The 20,738-nt window shown below is 50.8% G+C and carries 11 protein-coding genes and 1 pseudogene; 3 read left to right on the forward strand and 9 right to left on the reverse strand.

Features of this window, described 5'->3' with window-relative positions; all coding sequences use genetic code 11:
* Positions 1 to 24: 24 nt before the first annotated feature.
* The 5 genes from carB to HUX74_RS13695 all read right to left on the reverse strand — a co-directional run bounded on the left by carB (position 25) and on the right by HUX74_RS13695 (position 9,747).
* Complete coding sequence (carB, locus tag HUX74_RS13675) at positions 25 to 3,261, reverse strand: carbamoyl-phosphate synthase (glutamine-hydrolyzing) large subunit (protein WP_174646854.1); 3,237 nt, start codon at positions 3,259 to 3,261, stop codon at positions 25 to 27.
* A gap of 217 nt (positions 3,262 to 3,478) precedes the next feature.
* Positions 3,479 to 4,555 carry a glutamine-hydrolyzing carbamoyl-phosphate synthase small subunit gene (carA, locus tag HUX74_RS13680; protein WP_055288633.1) on the reverse strand — a complete coding sequence of 359 codons (1,077 nt, stop codon included), beginning with the start codon at positions 4,553 to 4,555 and terminating at the stop codon, positions 3,479 to 3,481.
* Positions 4,556 to 4,563: 8 nt separating this feature from the next.
* A complete protein-coding gene (locus HUX74_RS13685; RefSeq protein WP_174646855.1) occupies positions 4,564 to 6,447 on the reverse strand; it encodes an amidophosphoribosyltransferase in 1,884 nt (627 codons plus the stop codon).
* Between the two features lie 146 nt (positions 6,448 to 6,593).
* Positions 6,594 to 8,438, reverse strand: coding sequence for a glutamine--fructose-6-phosphate transaminase (isomerizing) (glmS, locus tag HUX74_RS13690; protein ID WP_174646856.1), 1,845 nt, complete (start codon positions 8,436 to 8,438; stop codon positions 6,594 to 6,596).
* A 247-nt stretch (positions 8,439 to 8,685) separates the two neighbouring features.
* Entirely contained in the window at positions 8,686 to 9,747 is a 1,062-nt protein-coding gene (locus HUX74_RS13695) for an IS5-like element IS1169 family transposase (protein WP_174646857.1), read from the reverse strand.
* A 375-nt stretch (positions 9,748 to 10,122) separates the two neighbouring features.
* On the opposite strand from HUX74_RS13695, the gene gltB reads away from it, so the two are divergent.
* The 3 genes from gltB to asnB are packed head-to-tail and all read left to right on the forward strand — an operon-like array spanning position 10,123 to position 17,836.
* Positions 10,123 to 14,676: a glutamate synthase large subunit gene (gene gltB / locus HUX74_RS13700; protein WP_174647332.1), complete on the forward strand. Its 4,554-nt coding sequence runs from the start codon at positions 10,123 to 10,125 to the stop codon at positions 14,674 to 14,676.
* A 32-nt stretch (positions 14,677 to 14,708) separates the two neighbouring features.
* A complete protein-coding gene (locus HUX74_RS13705) occupies positions 14,709 to 16,067 on the forward strand; it encodes a glutamate synthase subunit beta (protein ID WP_174646858.1) in 1,359 nt (452 codons plus the stop codon).
* A gap of 41 nt (positions 16,068 to 16,108) precedes the next feature.
* Positions 16,109 to 17,836: an asparagine synthase B gene (asnB, locus tag HUX74_RS13710; RefSeq protein WP_174646859.1), complete on the forward strand. Its 1,728-nt coding sequence runs from the start codon at positions 16,109 to 16,111 to the stop codon at positions 17,834 to 17,836.
* 68 nt (positions 17,837 to 17,904) lie between these two features.
* On the opposite strand, the gene HUX74_RS13715 is transcribed toward asnB, so the two are convergent.
* The 4 genes and pseudogenes from HUX74_RS13715 to HUX74_RS13725 all read right to left on the reverse strand — a co-directional run bounded on the left by HUX74_RS13715 (position 17,905) and on the right by HUX74_RS13725 (position 20,713).
* On the reverse strand, positions 17,905 to 17,997 hold the full coding sequence (locus HUX74_RS13715; RefSeq protein ID WP_005837261.1) for a smalltalk protein: 93 nt from the start codon (positions 17,995 to 17,997) through the stop codon (positions 17,905 to 17,907).
* Positions 17,998 to 18,037: 40 nt separating this feature from the next.
* Positions 18,038 to 18,541 (reverse strand): HU family DNA-binding protein, encoded by a 504-nt coding sequence (locus HUX74_RS13720; RefSeq protein ID WP_174646860.1) that lies wholly within the window; start codon positions 18,539 to 18,541, stop codon positions 18,038 to 18,040.
* A 160-nt stretch (positions 18,542 to 18,701) separates the two neighbouring features.
* Positions 18,702 to 19,068: pseudogene (locus tag HUX74_RS20775) on the reverse strand (KilA-N domain-containing protein); the annotation flags it as partial.
* A 361-nt stretch (positions 19,069 to 19,429) separates the two neighbouring features.
* Positions 19,430 to 20,713, reverse strand: a complete 1,284-nt coding sequence (locus HUX74_RS13725) for a DegT/DnrJ/EryC1/StrS aminotransferase family protein (protein ID WP_174646861.1) — start codon at positions 20,711 to 20,713, stop codon at positions 19,430 to 19,432.
* Between the last annotated feature and the right edge of the window lie 25 nt (positions 20,714 to 20,738).

Below are 20,738 nucleotides of genomic sequence, written 5' to 3' on the forward strand. Positions count from 1 at the left end.
TGTTTTTTGTCCGAAAAATATTTATCATTTATATTCCGCCCACGACTTGATGGCCAAATCATCCGGCGTCATCGTGCAGAATGCATTGATGAACGCACTTGCCAGACGGGCATTCGTTATCAAAGGAATATTGAGGTCGATGGCGGCACGGCGTATCTTGTAGCCGTTATCCAACTCGCCTGCGGTGAGGTTCTTCGGAATATTGACCACCATGTCTATCTCCTTGCGGTGCAGCATGTCAAGTGCCTGCGGCTGGCGTTCGGGTTCGCTGGGCCAGTAGACGCGCGTATTCTCCACACCGTTCTCCGTAAGGAAGTTGCTGGAACCACCCGTGGCAAATATCTTATACCCCTTCTTCTGAAGCATACGCGCGGCAGAAAGCATGTCCACTTTCTGCTTCGGAGTACCGGTAGAAAGCAGGATGTTCTTCTCCGGAATGCGGTAGCCCACGGAGAGCATCGCCTTGAGAATGGCGCAGGAAGTATCGCTGCCGATGCAACCCACCTCGCCCGTGCTTGCCATATCCACACCCAGTACCGGGTCGGCCTTCTGCAGACGGTTGAAGGAGAACTGGCTCGCCTTGATGCCTACATAATCCAAATCGAACAGATTCTTGTCCGGCTTCTGTACCGGAATGCCGAGCATCACCTTCGTGGCAAGTTCAATAAGGTTTATCTTCAGCACCTTGCTGACAAACGGAAACGAACGGCTGGCGCGGAGGTTGCACTCAATCACCTTAATGTCGTTCTCGCGTGCCAGATACTGGATATTGAACGGACCGGAGATGTTCAGCTCACGGGCAATCTCGCGGCTGATGCGCTTGATGCGGCGCACCGTCTCCACATACAACTTTTGTGGCGGGAACTGGATAGTGGCGTCACCGGAATGCACTCCGGCAAACTCAATATGCTCGCTGATGGCATATGCGATAATCTCACCGTCCTGCGCCACGGCATCCATCTCCACCTCCTTGGCATGCTCGATGAACTGGCTCACCACCACGGGATGTTTCTTGCTGACATTTGCTGCCAGCTTCAGGAAGCGTTCCAGCTCCTCCCGGTTGGAGCAGACATTCATCGCAGCGCCGGACAACACGTAGGAAGGACGGACCAATACCGGGAAGCCCACCTTATCCACAAAGGCGTTGATGTCCTCCAGGGAGGTCAGCGCCCGCCATTCGGGCTGGTCTACACCAATGCGGTCGAGCATGGCGGAGAACTTGTCACGGTCTTCGGCATTGTCGATGCTCTTGGCGCTTGTGCCGAGAATAGGTACCTTCTGCGCATCGAGGCGCAGGGCAAGGTTATTCGGTATCTGGCCACCGGTAGAGACAATCACCCCGTGGGGATTCTCTAGTTCGAAAATATCCATCACGCGCTCGAAGGTAAGTTCGTCGAAGTAAAGACGGTCGCACATGTCATAGTCCGTAGACACGGTTTCGGGATTGTAGTTTATCATGACACTGCGGTAGCCTTCCCGGCGGATGGTGTTCAGGGCCTGCACGCCGCACCAGTCGAACTCTACGGAAGAACCGATGCGGTAGGCGCCGGAGCCCAATACGACGATGGACTTGCGGTCGCCGAGGTAACGGACATCATTTGCCGTGCCGCTATACGTCAGGTAGAGATAGTTGGTCTGTGCGGGATATTCGGCGGCAAGGGTATCTATCTGTTTCACTACGGGCAGAATGCCTGCACTCTTGCGGAAATTGCGGACGGCAAGAATGGCTTCTTCGCCGTCCATTGCTTGTTCCAAGCCGAGGGCACGGGCTATCTGAAAATCAGAGAAGCCTTGTACTTTAGCTTTACGCAATAAGTCCACGGGAATCATTGGCAACTCTCCATCAGCCATAAAAGAGTGCAGTTCCCTGCTGGTATCCATGATGTTCATCAGCTTCTCCAGGAACCAACGGTCTATCTTGGTCAATGCGTGCACCTGATCCACCGTATACCCGGCACGGAAGGCTTTGGAGATGACAAAGATACGTTTGTCGGTAGGTTCGCGCAGAGCCTTGTCCAAATCGGCAATCACCAGTTCCTTGTTCTCCACAAAGCCGTGCATGCCCTGGCCTATCATGCGAAGCCCCTTCTGGATGGCTTCTTCGAAAGTACGGCCGATAGCCATCACCTCTCCTACCGACTTCATGCTCGAACCCAGCTCTTTGTCCACTCCATGGAACTTGCCCAAATCCCAACGCGGTATCTTGCAGACCACATAGTCCAGGGCGGGTTCGAAGAAAGCGCTTGTGGTCTTCGTTACAGAGTTGTTCAAGTCGAACAAGCCATAGCCCAAGCCGAGTTTTGCCGCTACAAAGGCAAGCGGATAACCCGTTGCTTTAGAGGCCAATGCAGACGAACGGCTCAAGCGTGCATTCACCTCGATTACCCGGTAGTCCTCGCTCATCGGGTCATAGGCATACTGCACGTTACACTCTCCCACAATACCGATGTGACGGATAATGCGGATAGCGAGTTCACGCAATTTATGATAGTCCGTATTGCTCAACGTCTGTGACGGGGCAATAACGATGGACTCGCCCGTATGGATGCCCAGGGGGTCGAAGTTCTCCATGTTACAGACCGTGATGCAGTTGTCGAAGCGGTCGCGCACCACCTCGTATTCCACTTCCTTCCATCCCTTCAGCGATTTTTCCACCAACACCTGCGGGGAGAAGGAGAAGGCTTTCTCTACCAGCACATTCAGCTCTTCTTCATTGTCGCAGAAGCCCGAACCCAGTCCGCCAAGCGCGTATGCGGCACGGACAATGACCGGATATCCCAGTTCCCGGGCTGCGCGACGGGCATCTGCCGCATTCTCCACAGCTTCGCTCTTGATGGTCTTTACATCAATCTCATTCAGTTTCTGCACAAAGATTTCACGGTCCTCCGTGTCAATGATAGCCTGTACGGGAGTGCCGAGAACCGTCACGCCGTACTTCTCGAAAATCTTGTCCTTGTAGAGGGAAACACCGCAGTTCAGTGCCGTCTGTCCGCCAAAAGCAAGCATGATTCCGTCTGGGCGCTCCTTCTCTATCACCTTCTCCACGAAGTAAGGAGTGACGGGCAGGAAGTAAATCTGGTCGGCAACGCCCTCCGAGGTCTGTACCGTGGCAATGTTCGGATTGATGAGAACCGTGTAGATACCTTCCTCCTTCAATGCCTTGAGCGCCTGCGAACCGGAGTAGTCAAACTCTCCTGCCTCACCGATTTTCAGTGCACCGGAGCCAAGCAGCAGGACTTTCTTTATATTGTTTTCTTTCATTTGCATATCTGTTTATTAAAAATGTAATAGTAGTAATAAAACCTTATCTTTCTCTTACCTTACACAATCAGTCACTAATTGAATGACATTCAGTATAGGACTGAAAGGTATTCACTCTGGGACTGAATGACATTCAGTATGGGACTCATTACACCGTCTTTTACATACTGATTATCAAGAGATTACGAACACAACCATTCTTGATAAAATTCTCTTACTAAAGCAACTTCACAAAGTCATCAAAAAGAAACTCCGTATCCGTCGGCCCGCTGGCAGCTTCGGGATGAAACTGTGCAGAGAACCAGGGATTGCATTTGTGGCGGATTCCTTCATTAGAACCATCGTTCATATTGATGAAAAGCGGTTCCCAGTCTTCTGTCAGCGTGTTGTTGTCTACAGCATACCCATGATTCTGTGAGGTGATGAAGCAACGTTCCGTACCCACCATACGCACCGGTTGGTTATGGCTGCGGTGGCCGTATTTCAATTTGTATATCTTGGCGCCCCCAGCTTTGGAAAGCAACTGGTTTCCCATACAGATGCCGAAGATGGGCAGTTTCTCGTTCTGCATTGCCTTGCGGATATTCTGTACGGCAGCATCGCAGGTATCAGGGTCGCCGGGGCCGTTGGAGATGAACAGCCCGTCGAACTCCATCCCGGTATAATCATAGTCCCAGGGAACGCGAATCACTTCCACATCACGTTTCAGCAGGCAGCGGATGATGTTATGCTTGACGCCGCAATCCACAAGGAGCACTTTCTTCTTACCGGTTCCTTCGTTGTAACGGATAACCTCCTTGCAGCTGACTTTATCCACATAATTCACATCGGCATAAGAGGCCTCAGGCATTTCATCCGATTCATCATCAAAGGCGATACGTCCCATCATCACCCCATGCTCGCGAAGCACCTTTGTCAGTTCGCGGGTATCGATGCCCGTGATGCCCGGAATCTGTTCGCGTTTCAGCCAGTCACCGAGACTTTCCACCGCATTCCAATGGCTATAATTTTCGCTATAATCGCTTACAATAATGGCTTCGGCATGGATATGCTCGCTCTCCATAAAAGTGGCAAGCCCATTCGGTTCGAGAGTAAAAGGCGGCACACCGTAATTGCCCACCAACGGATAGGTGAGCGTCATCAGCTGTCCGGCATACGAAGGGTCGGTCAGACTTTCGGGATAACCCGTCATGGCTGTATTGAAGACCACCTCTCCCGCTACCGGTTTTTCAAAGCCGAACGACTTGCCGTGGAAGCGGCTCCCGTCGTCGAGGATTAGAGTTACATTTCTCATTGATTCAATTAAAATTGATAAACTTGTTCTATATAATCAATAAATGCCTTATTCAGCAGCTTCACACCGCCCGGCGTAGGATAATCGCCGCTGAAGTACCAGTCACCCGGATGCTTGGGGCAGGCCTCATGCAGCCCCTCGAGAGGCTGGTAGACGATCTGCACTTTGGCTTTCGTTCCTTTCGGAGTGAGAAGCTCCACCATCTTGGCAGAGATTTCCTCGTCAGTGAAAGGAGCATAAATCTCCTTCACGTAATTCACCATCTGTTCTTTGGGCAGGCCTACCTGCTCCTTGGACTTGCGGTAGGCGGCGGCAATTACATCCCGCATCTCACGCTCCTTCAGCAGTTCCACAGCAGCTTTGAAGGCGATGAATTCACTCATCTTAGCCATATCGATGCCATAGTAGTCGGGATAGCGCACCTGCGGTGAAGAGCTTACAATGACTATCTTCTTCGGCCCCAGACGGTCGAGGATACCAATGATGCTCTGCTTCAGGGTGGTTCCGCGCACTATCGAGTCGTCGATGATGACCAGATTATCCACTCCCGGAACAAGGCTTCCGTAAGTGATGTCGTACACATGGGCGGCAAGGTCGTTCCGGCTGTTTCCTTCGGCAATGAAGGTACGCAGCTTGATGTCCTTGATTGCCACTTTCTCGCTCCGTATGCGCCGCGACAAGATATGCTCCAGCTCGTCGTGGCTGGGACTATGCCCCAAGGCGGCAATCTGCTGCACCTTCTCCTCGTTGAGGTAGTCGTCCAGTCCCTGCAACATGCCGTAGAAGGCGACTTCCGCCGTATTGGGTATGAAGGAGAAGACAGTATGGTCCACATCGTTGTCAATGGCTTTCAATATGTTGGGTACAAGTTTCTCACCCAGCAGTTTACGTTCCCGGTAAATGTCCACATCACTGCCCCGGCTAAAATAGATGCGCTCGAAGGAACAAGGCTTCACCTCGCGCGGCTTATTGATTTGCACGGTGCGCACCTTGCCGGCCTTGTTGATAAACATGGCTTGTCCGGGTTGCAGCTCCCTGATGGAGCCGGCAGGGACATTAAGGGCTGTCTGTATCACGGGACGTTCACTGGCAAGCACCGCTATTTCGTCGTCTTGATACCAGAAGGCTGTACGGATGCCCCACGGGTCGCGTACGGCAAAAGTCTCTCCGCTTCCGGTAAGTCCGCACATCACGTATCCCCCGTCCCACTCCTTACTCGAAGTGCGTAGCACGTTGGCAAGGTCGATGTGGTCTTCTATATAATGGGTGATGTCCATACCTGCCAGCCCTTCCGCTTCGGCAAGGTTGAAGAGGCGCTCCACTTCGCGATCAAGGCGGTGTCCCAACTGCTCCAGCATGATGTAGGTATCGGCATATTTGCGCGGATGCTGACCGATGGCGGTAATGCGTGCAAAGATTTCATCCACATTCGTCATGTTGAAGTTGCCGCAGAGAGCAAGGTTCTTGGCACGCCAGTTGTTTCTCCGGAGGAATGGGTGCACGTACGAGAGGCCGGACTTTCCGGTAGTGGAGTAACGCAGGTGTCCCATATAGACCTCCCCTGCAAAGGGCAGCACACGCTTGGCATATTCCGCATCGTGCAGCTGTTCCTTGGTCAAGTCCTTGAAGTTGCCCTGCACCGTACCGAAAATTTCGGTAATGGCGCCCGAACCGAGCGCACGTTCACGGAACATATATTCCTCACCGGGATTGGCTTCCAGTTTCACGCAGGCCAGTCCGGCACCTTCCTGCCCACGGTTGTGTTGTTTCTCCATCAGGAGATAGAGCTTGTTGAGTCCGTACATCCATGTTCCGTACTTCTCTTCATAGTACTCCAAAGGTTTCAGCAGGCGTATCATGGCGACGCCGCATTCATGCTTCAGTTGTTCCATCTATTTATTTACTATTTACCATTTACAATGTACAATTTTAAGTGTGCAATTTTCTTTTCCTTATTATAGCATACAATTACCATTTACATTTACCCCTCCCAAGCGCAGCCCCATTGTACATTGTAAATGGTAAATTGTACATGTCCTCATTCTACAGTCACCGACTTAGCAAGGTTCCTCGGCTGGTCCACATCCATTCCCTTGCACACGGCAATGTGATAGGCAAGCAGTTGCAAAGGTACCGTAGTTATTAACGGATCAAGGCACTCCATTGTTTCGGGAAGCTCGATACAAGTGTCGGCTATTTTACTGATGACCGTATCTCCCTTTGTCACAATGGCGATAACCCTGCCTTTACGCGCCTTTATTTCCTGGATATTGCTCAGCACCTTTTCATAAAGCCCATTCCGGGTGGCAATGACCACTACCGGCATTTCGGCATCCACCAGAGCAATGGGGCCGTGCTTCATTTCGGCGGCAGGATAGCCTTCGGCATGGATATACGAAATCTCCTTCAACTTCAAGGCGCCTTCCAAGGCTACGGGATAACTGTATCCGCGTCCCAGATAGATAAAGTTGTGTGCATAGGTGAATATCTTGGAAAGTTCCGCTATGCGGTCGTTCAATTTCAAGACCTCTTCCATCTTGTCGGGAATATGCCCCAGCTCCTTGACAATTGCCAGGTATTGCCCTTCGTCCATCGTCTTTTTCTCTTTGGCAAGTGTCAGGGCCAGCATGGTAAGCACCGTTACCTGCCCCGTGAAGGCTTTGGTGGATGCCACCCCTATTTCCGGTCCCACGTGGATATAGGAACCCGTGTGCGTGGCACGGGGAATGCTGGAACCGACGGCATTGCAGATGCCGTATATAAATGCCCCACAGCTTTTGGCAAGCTCCACGGCGGCCAGCGTATCGGCCGTTTCTCCGCTTTGCGAGATGGCAATCACCACATCGTTGCTGTCAATCACCGGGTCGCGGTAACGGAACTCACTGGCATACTCCACCTCTACCGGAATACGGCAGAAGCTTTCAATCAAATGCTTGCCGATGAGGGCGGCATGCCATGACGTACCGCATGCCACGATGACGAAGCGTTTGGCCGCCAGCAGACGTTTCTTATAATCAATCACTGCAGAAAGAACCACGTTCGTACCCTCCACATTGATACGCCCGCGCATGCAGTCGTGAATGCAGCCGGGCTGTTCGAAGATTTCCTTCAGCATGAAGTGCGGATAGCCTCCCTTCTCCAGCTGGCCGAGATTGAGCGCTACCGTCTTTACCTCGTGCGGGCATTCCACATTCTTCAGGTTAACAACCTTCAACTTCTCTCCCCGGCAGATGAGGGCAATCTCTTCGTCTTCCAGATACACCACCTTATCTGTGTATTCCACAATCGGCGTGGCATCCGAAGCCAGGAAAAACTCTCCTTCACCGATGCCCACCACCAGCGGACTGCTCTTGCGTGCAGCGATTATCCCATCCGGATTGTCCTTGTCGAGCACCGCAATGGCATACGCCCCAATCACTTCCTGCAAGGCAAGTTGCACCGCCGTCAGTAAGTCAATATGGTTTGTCACCTGAATGTATTCAATGAGCTGTACAAGCACCTCGGTATCAGTGCTGCTTTTAAATACATAACCTTTGGCTTGAAGTTTTTCTTTAAGGACGGCGTAGTTTTCAATAATGCCGTTATGGATGAGGGCGAGACGTTCGGAAGAGGAATAATGGGGATGGGCATTGACGGAACAAGGTTCTCCATGAGTGGCCCAACGTGTATGTGCAATGCCAATGCTACCGGAAATATCTTTTTGAGCAACGAAAGTTTCAAGTTCCGAAACCTTACCTTTCGCTTTGTACACGTTCAACTGTCGGTTATCACTGATTAATGCTACCCCCGCACTATCATATCCACGGTACTCCAACCGTTTCAGACCCTTGATAAGAATGGGGTAGGCTTTCCTTTGACCTATATAGCCTACTATTCCACACATAATGTATCAGTATTTGATTTTGCGCTGCAAATATACATATTCTTAAGAACATAAAGTTAATCTTTCCAGTATTTATTTAGGTGAGTTCTATCAATTCAATTTATCCTCTTGTATCAGACAGCAGAACTCTTTAACTGCCCAATTTGTGAGCTTTAGTCTTTCAAATTTAGCGAATATTTTCTACCCCCCCCAATTTTTACAATAATTAACTTGTGTTTGTTGTAAAAATTGGATGTGCAGGCATAATTCACCCCAACAACTCAGGTTTCAGCCTGATTATTTGCGTGTAACGACTGATGTTATACACAAGACTGGTGAGTGCTACATTGGCTTTAGCACGAATAAGCCCTACTGTACGCACCACAAGTCCACGCATGGTTTGTTCCTCAAACCCGAATACATGCTCGACAAGGCAACGTGTCTTGGATTTTTTCCTATTGTCTGATTTCTGCTCCTTGGTAAGCGGACGGTTACGGTAGCCCTTTTCGCAAATTATCGGATTCATCTTATGCTGTTTTACAATCTCCTCTTGTCCGACATAACCGGCGTCCAAATACAAGTCCTTGCCTTCGTCTTTTTCATCCAGCAGTCCTTCAAAGCCTTTGGAATCATGCACTTCTGCCGACGTGGTATCATAAGAAAGTATGATCTTATTGCGTTTCTCAACTTTAGTATGCTGCTTGTAGCCGTAAAAAGTCTCATCACGCTTCTTTGTCCAGCGGGCATCTACATCCTTGTGGCTCTTCTTGTGGGGATTGTCATTCCACAACTTATTACCCGCTCCCTGTTTTATCTGCTCATTTTCATCACGGGTGTTACGTTGGCGAGGGGCAATAACAAAACTGGCATCAATGATGCGACCCTCATTGAATTGCAGACCCTTACTTTCCATGAAACTATGAAATTCCGAAAAAAGCTTGTCATAAACGCCTGTATTTGTCAGGAGTTCGCGATACTTCCACACCGTCTTCTCGTCAGGAACATCGTCAACACATTCAATACCAAGAAACTTGCGGAAACTCGTACGGTCAATTATCTGATACTCTATCTGATGGTCACTCAAACCATAATAACGCTGAAGAAACAAGACCTTGAACATCAGCACACAGTCTATCGGCGGACGACCGGCATTACTTTTGCGCTCTCCGGTAAAAAGGGCTGATTCAAGAGTAGGACGAAAGATCTCAAAATCAACATACTGAGACAACACTTCAAGAGGATTGCCCATTTCATTCAAACGCAATTCACGATTCTCTGACTCAAATAGTTGATTATAACGAAGCTTACGGTATCGGGATAACTTGTTCATTATAAAATTCTTATTTTCTGCAAATTTACGCTCTTGGAACCATATAAACAACTGTACTACAATATTTTAATTTATAGAACTCCTCTTTATCAAAAGAATAGAAAAAAGTTGTTTTTATATCAAAAAGTTAAAGAAAGTATTATTTTGAAAGCAAAAGGCTTAATTTATAAATCCAAATCAAACCGTCTGATTTTGATTTAGGATTAAAAGAAAACAGAGGGTGTTTTCTATCAATTCATAACTTCATCTTCTATCGCAGGAATTTTGCAAGAAAGAAGGCAGGAATACATATTAACATTTTGCAATTAATACCATATATTTGCCGAACATTTTGAAACAACAAACAATATTATACAGCAATAAAGAAAGCTTATAATCATGAAACAAGAACTTTTTAACAGCAAAGCAAAAGTAGAGGATTACCAACGACAGCCCAAACAGTTGGGCTTGTATGAGGCATCCCACGAGCACGATGCCTGCGGAGTAGGCATGCTGGTCAATATCCAGGGAGGAAAATCACATGAACTGGTAGAATCGGCATTGAAGGTACTGGAAAACATGCGCCACCGTGGAGCGGAAGGGGCGGACAACAAAACCGGAGACGGCGCCGGCATCATGCTGCAGATACCGCACGAATTCATTCTGTTGCAGGGCATTCCCGTTCCCGAGAAGGGAAAATACGGCACCGGCCTGCTTTTCCTTCCCAAAGACGGAAAAGACCAGGCTGCCATCTTGAGCGTCATTATCGAAGAGATTGAAAAGGATGGATTGACCCTGATGCATCTGCGCAATGTGCCCACTTGCCCCGAAATATTGGGAGAAGCGGCTCTTGCCAACGAACCGGACATCAAGCAAATCTTCATCACCGGATTTACGGAAAGCGAAACCGCTGACCGCCGACTCTATATAATAAGGAAAAGGATAGAGAACAGAATACGCAAGTCGGACATCCCCACCCGCGAGGATTTCTACATCGTCTCGCTCTCTACGAAGAACATCGTCTACAAAGGCATGCTCTCTTCCTTGCAGTTGCGCAACTACTTCCCCGACCTCACCAACAGCTACTTCACCAGCGGACTGGCATTGGTGCACTCCCGTTTCAGCACCAACACTTTCCCCACCTGGGGACTGGCACAGCCTTTCCGCCTGCTGGCACACAACGGCGAAATCAATACCATCCGCGGCAACCGCGGCTGGATGGAAGCCCGTGAGAGTGTACTCTCCTCTCCCGCCCTGGGAGACATCCGGGAGATACGCCCCATCGTGCAACCGGGCATGAGCGACAGTGCCTCGCTGGACAATGTGCTCGAGTTTCTCATCATGTCAGGCCTGAGCCTGCCGCACGCCATGGCCATGCTCGTGCCGGAATCTTTCAACGAAAAGAATCCCATCAGCGAAGATTTAAAAGCTTTCTATGAATACCACTCCATCCTGATGGAGCCGTGGGACGGACCGGCGGCACTGCTTTTCAGCGACGGGCGCTATGCAGGCGGCATGCTCGACAGGAACGGACTGCGCCCTGCACGCTACCTGATTACGCAAGGCGGCATGATGGTAGTGGCCAGCGAAATCGGCGTGATGGATTTCGAGCCGGGAGACATCAAGGAAAAAGGACGCCTGCAACCGGGCAAGATACTGCTTATAGACACCGAGAAAGGCGAAATATATTATGACGGCGAACTGAAGAAACAACTTGCCGAAGCCAAACCATACCGCACTTGGCTGGCCGGCAACCGCATCGAGCTGGACGAACTGAAAAGCGGCCGCAAAGTCTCCCATAGCGTGGAGAACTACGACAGCATGCTGCGCATCTTCGGCTACTCCAAAGAAGACATGGAACGGCTGATTGTCCCGATGTGTACCACCGGTGCCGAACCCATCAACTCCATGGGCAATGACACCCCGCTGGCAGTACTCTCGGACAAGCCGCAACTACTGTACAACTATTTCCGCCAGCAGTTTGCCCAAGTCACCAACCCTCCTATCGACCCGATACGCGAAGAACTGGTAATGTCGCTGACCGAGTACATCGGAGCCGTAGGCATGAACATACTGACACCCAGCGAAAACCATTGCAAGATGGTGAGGTTGAACCATCCCATCCTGAATAACGCCCAGCTGGATATTCTCTGCAACATCCGGTACAAAGGCTTCAAGACCGTGAAACTGCCCCTGCTCTTCGAAGTGGCAAAAGGGTGCCAGGGATTGCAGGAAGCATTGGCAACCCTCTGCAAGCAGGCAGAAGAATCCGTCAACGAAGGGGTGAACTACATTGTGCTTTCCGACCGCGACGTAGACGCCGACCATGCCGCCATTCCGTCACTGCTTGCCGTGTCGGCGGTACACCACCATCTTATCTCCGTGGGCAAACGGGTGCAGACGGCACTGATTGTAGAAAGCGGCGAAATCCGCGAAGTGATGCACGCCGCACTGCTGCTGGGCTTCGGAGCCAGCGCACTGAATCCGTATATGGCTTTTGCCGTCATCGACAAACTGGTGAACGAAAAGGAAATACAGCTTGACTACGCCACTGCCGAAAAAAAATATATCAAGTCCGTCTGCAAAGGCTTGTTCAAGATTATGAGCAAGATGGGCATCAGCACCATCCGTTCTTACCGGGGCGCGAAGATTTTCGAGGCCGTAGGACTGAGCGAGGAGTTGAGCAATGCCTACTTCGGCGGCCTGAGTTCACGCATCGGAGGCATACGCCTGGATGAAGTGGCACGTGACGCCATCGCCTTCCATAAGGAAGGGATGGAGATTATTAAAAAGAAGGGGGAAGCGGAGCTATTGCCGAACCGTGGACTGTATGCCTTCCGCAAGGATGGTGAGAAGCACGCCTGGAACCCGGAAACCATCAGCACACTGCAACTTGCCACACGCCTGGGAAGTTATAAGAAATTCAAGGAGTTCACTGCCATGGTAGACAGTAAGGAAGCTCCCATCTTCCTGCGCGATTTCCTCGACTTCCGCCGCGCTCCTATCAGCATAGACCGGGTGGAACCGGTAGAAAGCATCGTACAGCGCTTTGTCACCGGCGCCATGTCCTACGGTTCCATCAGCCGCGAAGCCCACGAAGCCATGGCTATTGCCATGAACAAGCTGCATGGCCGGAGCAATACGGGCGAAGGAGGCGAAGACCGGGCACGCTTCATGCCGCGCGAAGACGGCACCAGTCTGCGCAGCGCCATCAAGCAGGTGGCCTCAGGACGTTTCGGTGTCACCGCAGAATATCTGGTGAATGCGGACGAAATACAGATAAAGATTGCCCAAGGCGCCAAGCCAGGCGAAGGTGGGCAGCTGCCGGGCTTCAAAGTAGATGAAGTGATTGCCAAGACACGCCACTCCATTCCGGGCATCTCTCTGATTTCCCCCCCGCCCCACCACGACATTTACTCCATCGAAGACCTGGCACAGCTCATCTTCGACCTGAAGAACGTGAACCCACGGGCAAAAATCAGCGTGAAGCTGGTGGCAGAAAGCGGTGTGGGCACCATTGCCGCCGGTGTGGCAAAGGCAAAGGCCGATTTGATAGTCATCTCGGGTGCAGAAGGCGGTACGGGAGCTTCTCCTGCATCATCCATCCGCTATGCAGGTATCTCGCCCGAACTCGGTTTGAGCGAAACGCAGCAGACACTGGTGCTGAACGGCCTGCGCGGGCAAGTGATGTTGCAAGTGGACGGACAACTCAAAACAGGCCGCGACATCATACTGATGGCAATGCTCGGAGCCGAGGAATTCGGTTTCGCCACCAGCGCCCTGATTGTACTGGGTTGCGTAATGATGCGCAAATGCCACCAGAACACCTGCCCCGTAGGGGTGGCGACACAGAACAAAGAACTGCGCAAGCGCTTCCGCGGACGCAGCGAGTATCTGGTGAACTTCTTCACGTTCCTGGCGCAGGAAGTACGCGAATACCTGGCGGAAATCGGTGTGGAACGCCTGGACGACATCATTGGACGCACAGACCTTATCGTCCGCAAGCCGGATGATGGAATCAGGAAACATCAGTTGATAAGCTTTGACAAACTACTGGCACGCGTGGATAATGAAGCCGCTATCCGCCACGTCACCGACCAGCAGCACGGCATCGACCATGTGAAAGATGTGGAGATACTGCATGCCGCCGCCCAAGCCGTAGAGAGCCGAAAGGAAGTCTCGCTGGAATACACCATCGCCAATACCGACCGTGCCTGCGGCGCCATGCTCTCCGGTGTCATTGCCGCAAAGTACGGAGAAAAAGGGCTGCCCGAACATACGCTGAACGTGAAGTTCAAAGGCTCTGCCGGACAGAGCTTCGGGGCATTCCTTGTCCCGGGTGTCAACTTCAAGCTTGAGGGTGAAGCCAACGATTATCTGGGCAAAGGTCTGAGTGGCGGACGCATCGCCGTCCTGCCCCCGGTACGGAGCAACTTCGAGGCAGAGAAGAACACGATTGCAGGCAACACCCTGCTTTATGGCGCCACAAGCGGCGAGGTTTACATCAACGGCCGTGCAGGTGAGCGCTTTGCCGTCCGCAACTCCGGTGCCACAGCCGTAGTGGAGGGTGTAGGCGACCACTGCTGCGAGTATATGACCGGCGGGCGCGTGGTAGTACTCGGACAGACGGGACGCAACTTTGCCGCAGGCATGTCCGGCGGTGTGGCCTACGTATGGAACCGGGACGGCAACTTCGACTATTTCTGCAATATGGAAATGGTGGAGCTGAGCCTCATCGAAGAGGCCTCCTACCGCAAGGAACTGCACGAGCTCATCCGCCAGCACTACCTGTACACCGGTTCCAAACTGGCACGCACCATGCTCGATGACTGGCCACGCTATGCCGACCAGTTCATCCAGGTAGTCCCTATCGAATACAAGAAGGTGCTGCAGGAAGAGCAGATGCGGAAACTGCAACAGAAGATTGCAGAGATGCAGAGAAACTATTAAAGATTGTAAATTGCTAAATTGTAAATTTCAATATGGGAGACCCTAAAGCATTCCTCAATATCCCCCGCCAGGAGGCGGGTTACCGTCCGATATACGAACGTATCACAGACTTCAGCCAAGTGGAACAGACACTGAACAGCCACGACCGCAAGCTCCAGGCCTCACGCTGCATGGACTGTGGCGTACCTTTCTGCCACTGGGCATGTCCGCTGGGCAATAAAGATCCGGAATTCCAAGACGCACTCTACCGGGGCAAATGGCGCGAAGCTTACCGGATACTGTCCGGCACGAACGACTTTCCCGAATTTACGGGACGCATCTGCCCCGCCCTCTGCGAGAAGTCATGCGTACTGAAACTCTCGTGCAACGAGCCGGTCACTATCCGCGAAAATGAAGCCGCCATTGCCGAAGCTGCCTTTCGCGAGGGTTACATCACACCGTGCAAGCCCGAACGTAACGGAAAGAAGGTAGCCGTCATCGGCGCCGGCCCTGCCGGATTGAGTGTCGCCGTACGGCTGAACGCCAAAGGTTACGAAGTTACCCTATTCGACAGCAAACCGATGCCGGGAGGACTGTTGCGTTACGGCATCCCCAACTTCAAACTGGACAAAGCCGTCATCGACCGCCGCATGAAAATCCTCGAGGCCGAAGGAATCTTGTTCAAGATGGGAGTCCATGTCAATGTGCAGAAACTGCCCGCCGGATTCGATGCTTACGCCATTTGTACCGGTACGCCCACCGCCCGCGACCTCTCCATTCCGGGCCGGGAGCTGAAAGGCATCTACTTTGCCCTCGACATGCTGGCACAGCAGAACCATATTCTGGATGGAGACACCTTCCCGAAAGACCAACTCGTCAACGCCCGCGGCAAACGGGTACTCGTCATCGGCGGTGGCGATACCGGGTCCGACTGTATAGGCACCAGCATCCGCCAGGGAGCCGTCAGCGTAACCCAGATTGAAATTATGCCCCAACCGCCCATAGGACACAACCCGGATACTCCCTGGCCGCAATGGCCCGTCGTACTGAAAACCACCAGCAGCCACGAAGAAGGCTGTACCCGTCGATGGTCCCTCGCCTCTACCCGGTTCATCGGGAAGAATGGCAAGGTATGCGGTGTGGAAGTGGAAGAAGTGGAGTGGCTTCCGACAACAGACGGTGGCCGTCCCACCATGAAACCTACGGGCAAGAAAGAGGTCATCGAAGCCGATATGGTGCTTCTTGCCATGGGTTTCCTCAAGCCCGAGCAACCGAAGTTTGCAGAGAACGTATTCGTGGCAGGCGATGCCGCCCACGGCGCCAGCCTCGTGGTACGTGCCTTGGCCGACGGACGACGAGTGGCAACAGAGATAGACCGTTACCTCGAACCTCTAAAAGAAAACAAGAAATGATTTTCCTTTCTTTAATTTTTAACCTTTAATTTTTAATTCTCATGTGTGGAATAGCAGGAATCTTCAACATACAGTCTCAAACTCCTAAGTTGAGAAACAAAGCGCTACGGATGGCGCAGAAAATCCGTCATCGCGGACCGGACTGGAGTGGTATCTACGTAGGCGGCTCCGCCATCCTCGCCCACGAACGCCTCTCCATTGTCGACCCGGAATCCGGTGGACAACCCTTATATTCACCCGACCGCAAACAGGTGCTTGCCGTCAATGGCGAGATTTACAACCATCGCGACATCCGTGCCCGCTATGCCGGAAAATACGCCTTCCAGACAGGTTCCGACTGCGAAGTCATCCTTGCCCTTTACAAAGACAAAGGCATCCGCTTCCTCGAAGAGCTGAACGGCATCTTCGCCTTCGCCCTCTATGATGAAGAAACGGACGATTACCTCATCGCTCGCGACCCCATCGGCGTAATCCCCCTTTATATAGGACGCAACAAGGATGGACACATCTACTTCGGCAGTGAGCTGAAAGCCCTTGAGGGTTTCTGCGACGAGTATGAGCCTTTCCTTCCCGGCCACTACTACCGTGGGCGCGAGGGCAAGATGCACCGCTGGTACACCCGCGACTGGATGGACTATGCCGCTGTGAAGGACAACTACACTCCTGCCGCCGAACGCAATGCCGCGCCGGCTTCGATAGGCCGGACAGCCTACAGCACACAAGTCACGGCTGTGCACGATACCCTTGAAGCCGCCGTACAGCGCCAGTTGATGTCCGACGTCCCCTACGGTGTCCTGCTCAGTGGCGGACTCGATTCTTCCGTCATCTCTGCCATCGCCAAGAAATATGCCGCCAAACGCATCGAGACAGACAACAAGGCAGATGCCTGGTGGCCACAGCTCCATTCCTTCGCCGTCGGCTTGAAGGGTGCTCCCGACTTGATTAAAGCCCGCGAAGTGGCCCGTCATATCGGTACCGTGCATCACGAGATAAACTATACCGTTCAAGAAGGCCTCGATGCTGTCCGCGACGTCATCTATTTCATTGAGACTTACGACATAACCACTGTCCGCGCCTCCACCCCCATGTATCTGCTGGCGCGTGTCATCAAAAGCATGGGCATCAAGATGGTACTCAGCGGCGAAGGTGCAGACGAGGTGTTCGGCGGTTATCTTTACTTCCACAAGGCGCCCACCCCGCAAGCCTTTCACGAAGAAACCGTGCGCAAGCTCTCCAAACTACATCTGTACGACTGCCTCCGTGCCAACAAAAGCCTTGCAGCCTGGGGAGTGGAAGGACGTGTCCCCTTCCTCGACAAAGAATTCCTGGATGTTGCCATGCGCATCAATCCGGCAGTCAAGATGTGCCCCGGCAAGGAGATAGAAAAGAAAGTAGTCCGTGAAGCCTTTGCCGACATGCTCCCGCAGAGCGTTGCCTGGCGGCAGAAAGAACAGTTCTCCGACGGTGTGGGCTACAGTTGGATTGATACGCTGAAAGCCGTCACTGCCGCCGCCGTCAGCGACGAACAGATGGCACGTGCAGCCGAACGTTTCCCGATACATACCCCGCAAAACAAGGAAGAGTATTACTACCGTACCATCTTCGAAGAGCATTTCCCCAGTGAAAGCGCGGCCCGGAGCGTTCCCAGCGTGCCCAGTGTGGCATGCTCCACCGCCGAAGCGCTGGCATGGGACGCCTCTTTCCAAGGAAAGAACGACCCCAGCGGACGGGCAGTAGCGGGGGTACACGAAGAAGCATACAAGGATTAAAAAAAGAGCTGCCGACAGATTTCCTGCCAGCAGCTCTTCTCATTTTTTATTTATCAAATCCTATCGGACTAAAACATCATTGTCTGTCCGCCAATCACACCTGCCACAGCACTCGCTACGGCAATAATAAGTTTCAAAATCACATTCCACGTTTTCTTCATAAAGATTATCCATTATCTGATTAATAATTCATAGCTACTGTTATCCCAGTGGATTCTCACCTTGGTCTCCATCCGAATCCGAGCCTCCTCCTTCCGAACCGGAGCCGCCATCTGTAGAAATCTTCCCCTTAAGATAATCATCCAAACTCACCAAATCCAGCCTTTCTCCAGCACGGGTAGCAGCCTTCGATATCTTCAGTTCCCTATTCGCCTGAAAACAGATACGGACGCTCTCCACACTCTTGGCTGTCACGTCATCAGCCTTTTCCTCACCTTTCGATTTGGCTGCCAGTATAAAGACACCCAGCCCGGCTATATTAACCGTCTTTCCTTCCAGCAACTGCTCTTTCAGCTTTTCCACAAAGTTCTGCATCGTACTCTTGATGTCACCGATAGACAGAGAAGAGCGGTCCTGCATCTTCTGTGCAATAAATGCCAAATCCACGCTTTGCCCCAATGTCACCAACTGCGGATAATACTTCTTGGGAGAGTTTTCAACCCTGGGGTCCGACGGTCTCTCCACCGTCCTGAAAATTACACTCATACTTTTTTCTTTAGAGATTTAAATTCGTTTTCCTATTCACACGTTTCGTTGATCAATGATGCAAAGGTGAGGATTAAAAACTATGTAGCCAAAGAAAAAAGGTGCTTGGGAGTAGTTTTTCTGAGAAAAGTGATAAAGTCTTAGTTTTATGATAATTGAGTATGCCTTGCTCAATGAACACAACATTTAAACTTTCCACGTTCGATAGGCAGATAAGTTCATTGATTGTGGCATAGTTTCGGATGTCCCTTTCAAGTCCGAGTTCGCCTTTCGTCATTGCTTTGCCGTCATACGAAACATGGGCACAGCTTCATTGGCATAGACGATACTTGCCTGTGCCGGTGTAATCTCTGCCGAAATAAGGTTTTGCTTGATTGCATCCTTCTTATTATATACAGTTCAAATAAGGTAAAGGCGTTCAGCCCGGCTTCCTTTTTAAACCTCTCGAATCCGATGGGTTTAAAATTGGGGTTGTACAAACTCCCCCAAATACCGGAATATTCTATTTTATTCCGGTTACGCAGCCATTAATACTCAATTTAGAGCATATCCTTTTTATAAGGCACCAGAATGGGTTGCCTCACAAAAGTCCGTAAAGCCTTGCAGGTGGAACACCGTCCACCTGAACTTCCACTATTTTTCTGCGGATAGCCTTGTACCATTTATGAAAAATGTTGGAAGGGACGTTATTCTTTGAACAGAATGACCGAAGAGACATTCTTGAGCCCTAATTTGAGTGCTTACAACAGATGCACTATATTGTGTTTATTATAATGCCTCTGCTTTTTCACATAATAAGGAATAAAAAGGAAAGAAAGGACTTTAGAAACCCTTTTAAGCTGTATAAATAATGATTTTAAAGTCACTCTAAAGATCAATTGATGCGTTTTATGTAATAACAATCGCTTCCTTTATCTTTTCAACAATGTATTTTACATCATCATCCGTCACCCACGGACCAGCAGGCAGACAAAACCCCATTTTGAATATTTCCTCCTCCACGCCATTGGTATAAGTTGGAGCATCCGCATACACCGGTTGCTTGTGCATAGGTTTCCACACCGGGCGAATTTCAATTCCATTTGTCAACATAAATACACGCAGAGCCTCCACGTTTTCATTGGGCTGGCAATCAGTCGTAGCACTATCTACAGCCTTAATTACTCCCGCGGCACCGCCCACAGCAGTCTTGACCACCTCCTTATAAGCATTCTCCTGACCTTGAATTTTCACGTCTGCGTCCAGCATAGCCGTGCAAAGCCAAAAGTTGGAATCATAACGCGAGTCAGCAGGTTGTTGATGAACATGTACCTCCTCCACATCTTTTAGCAGTTCTTCATATACTGCCTGTACGTGTTTATGATGATTAATATGTTCTTGTGCCACCGTCATTTGACCGCGACCTATGCCTGCACATATATTGCTCATGCGATAGTTGTAACCGATAGCGGAATGTTGGTAATAAGGATAAGCGTCACGTGCCTGCGTGGCGTACCACATGATGGTATTCTTATCTTCTGCATTTTGACAAATCAAAGCACCACCGCCAGAAGTCGTAATCATCTTGTTACCATTGAAACTCAATACGCCAAATCTACCCAAAGTACCCAATATCCGTCCATCGAACTTCGAGCCAAAGCCTTCGGCCGCATCCTCCACTACCGGTATGCCATAACGGTCAGCAATCTCCATAATCCGTTCACAGTCGTAAGGCATACCATATAGTGCCACTGGCACAATCGCTTTCGGTTTCTTTCCCGTCTTTTTCATGCGGTCTTTAATTGCTTCCTCCAGTAACACCGGGTCCATATTCCAAGTCTCCGATTCAGAACCCACAAAGATAGGCTTGGCTCCCAAATAAGTGATAGGATGCGAAGAGGCACAGAATGTGAATGATTGTACCAGTACCTCATCCTCTGGTTTAACGCCACAAGCAATCAACGCTAAATGAAGAGCAGCAGTACCAGCACTTAAACACACTACTTTACAGTTCAACTTCGGACCATTCGAACAAGCATTCACAAAATCTGCCAAGTTCTGCTCAAATACGTTAACATTTGGTCCCATAGGTACTACCCAATTCGTATCGAAAGCTTCTTTTACATACTTCTGTTCCCATCCCTCCTCGCTCATGTGAGCTAAGCAGAGATAAATAGTTTTACGTTCTTCCATATTTTTTATATTTAAAAGACTGCAA

This window comes from Bacteroides sp. Marseille-P8574 (assembly GCF_902825465.1).
Classification (GTDB): Bacteria; Bacteroidota; Bacteroidia; order Bacteroidales; family Bacteroidaceae; genus Bacteroides; species Bacteroides uniformis.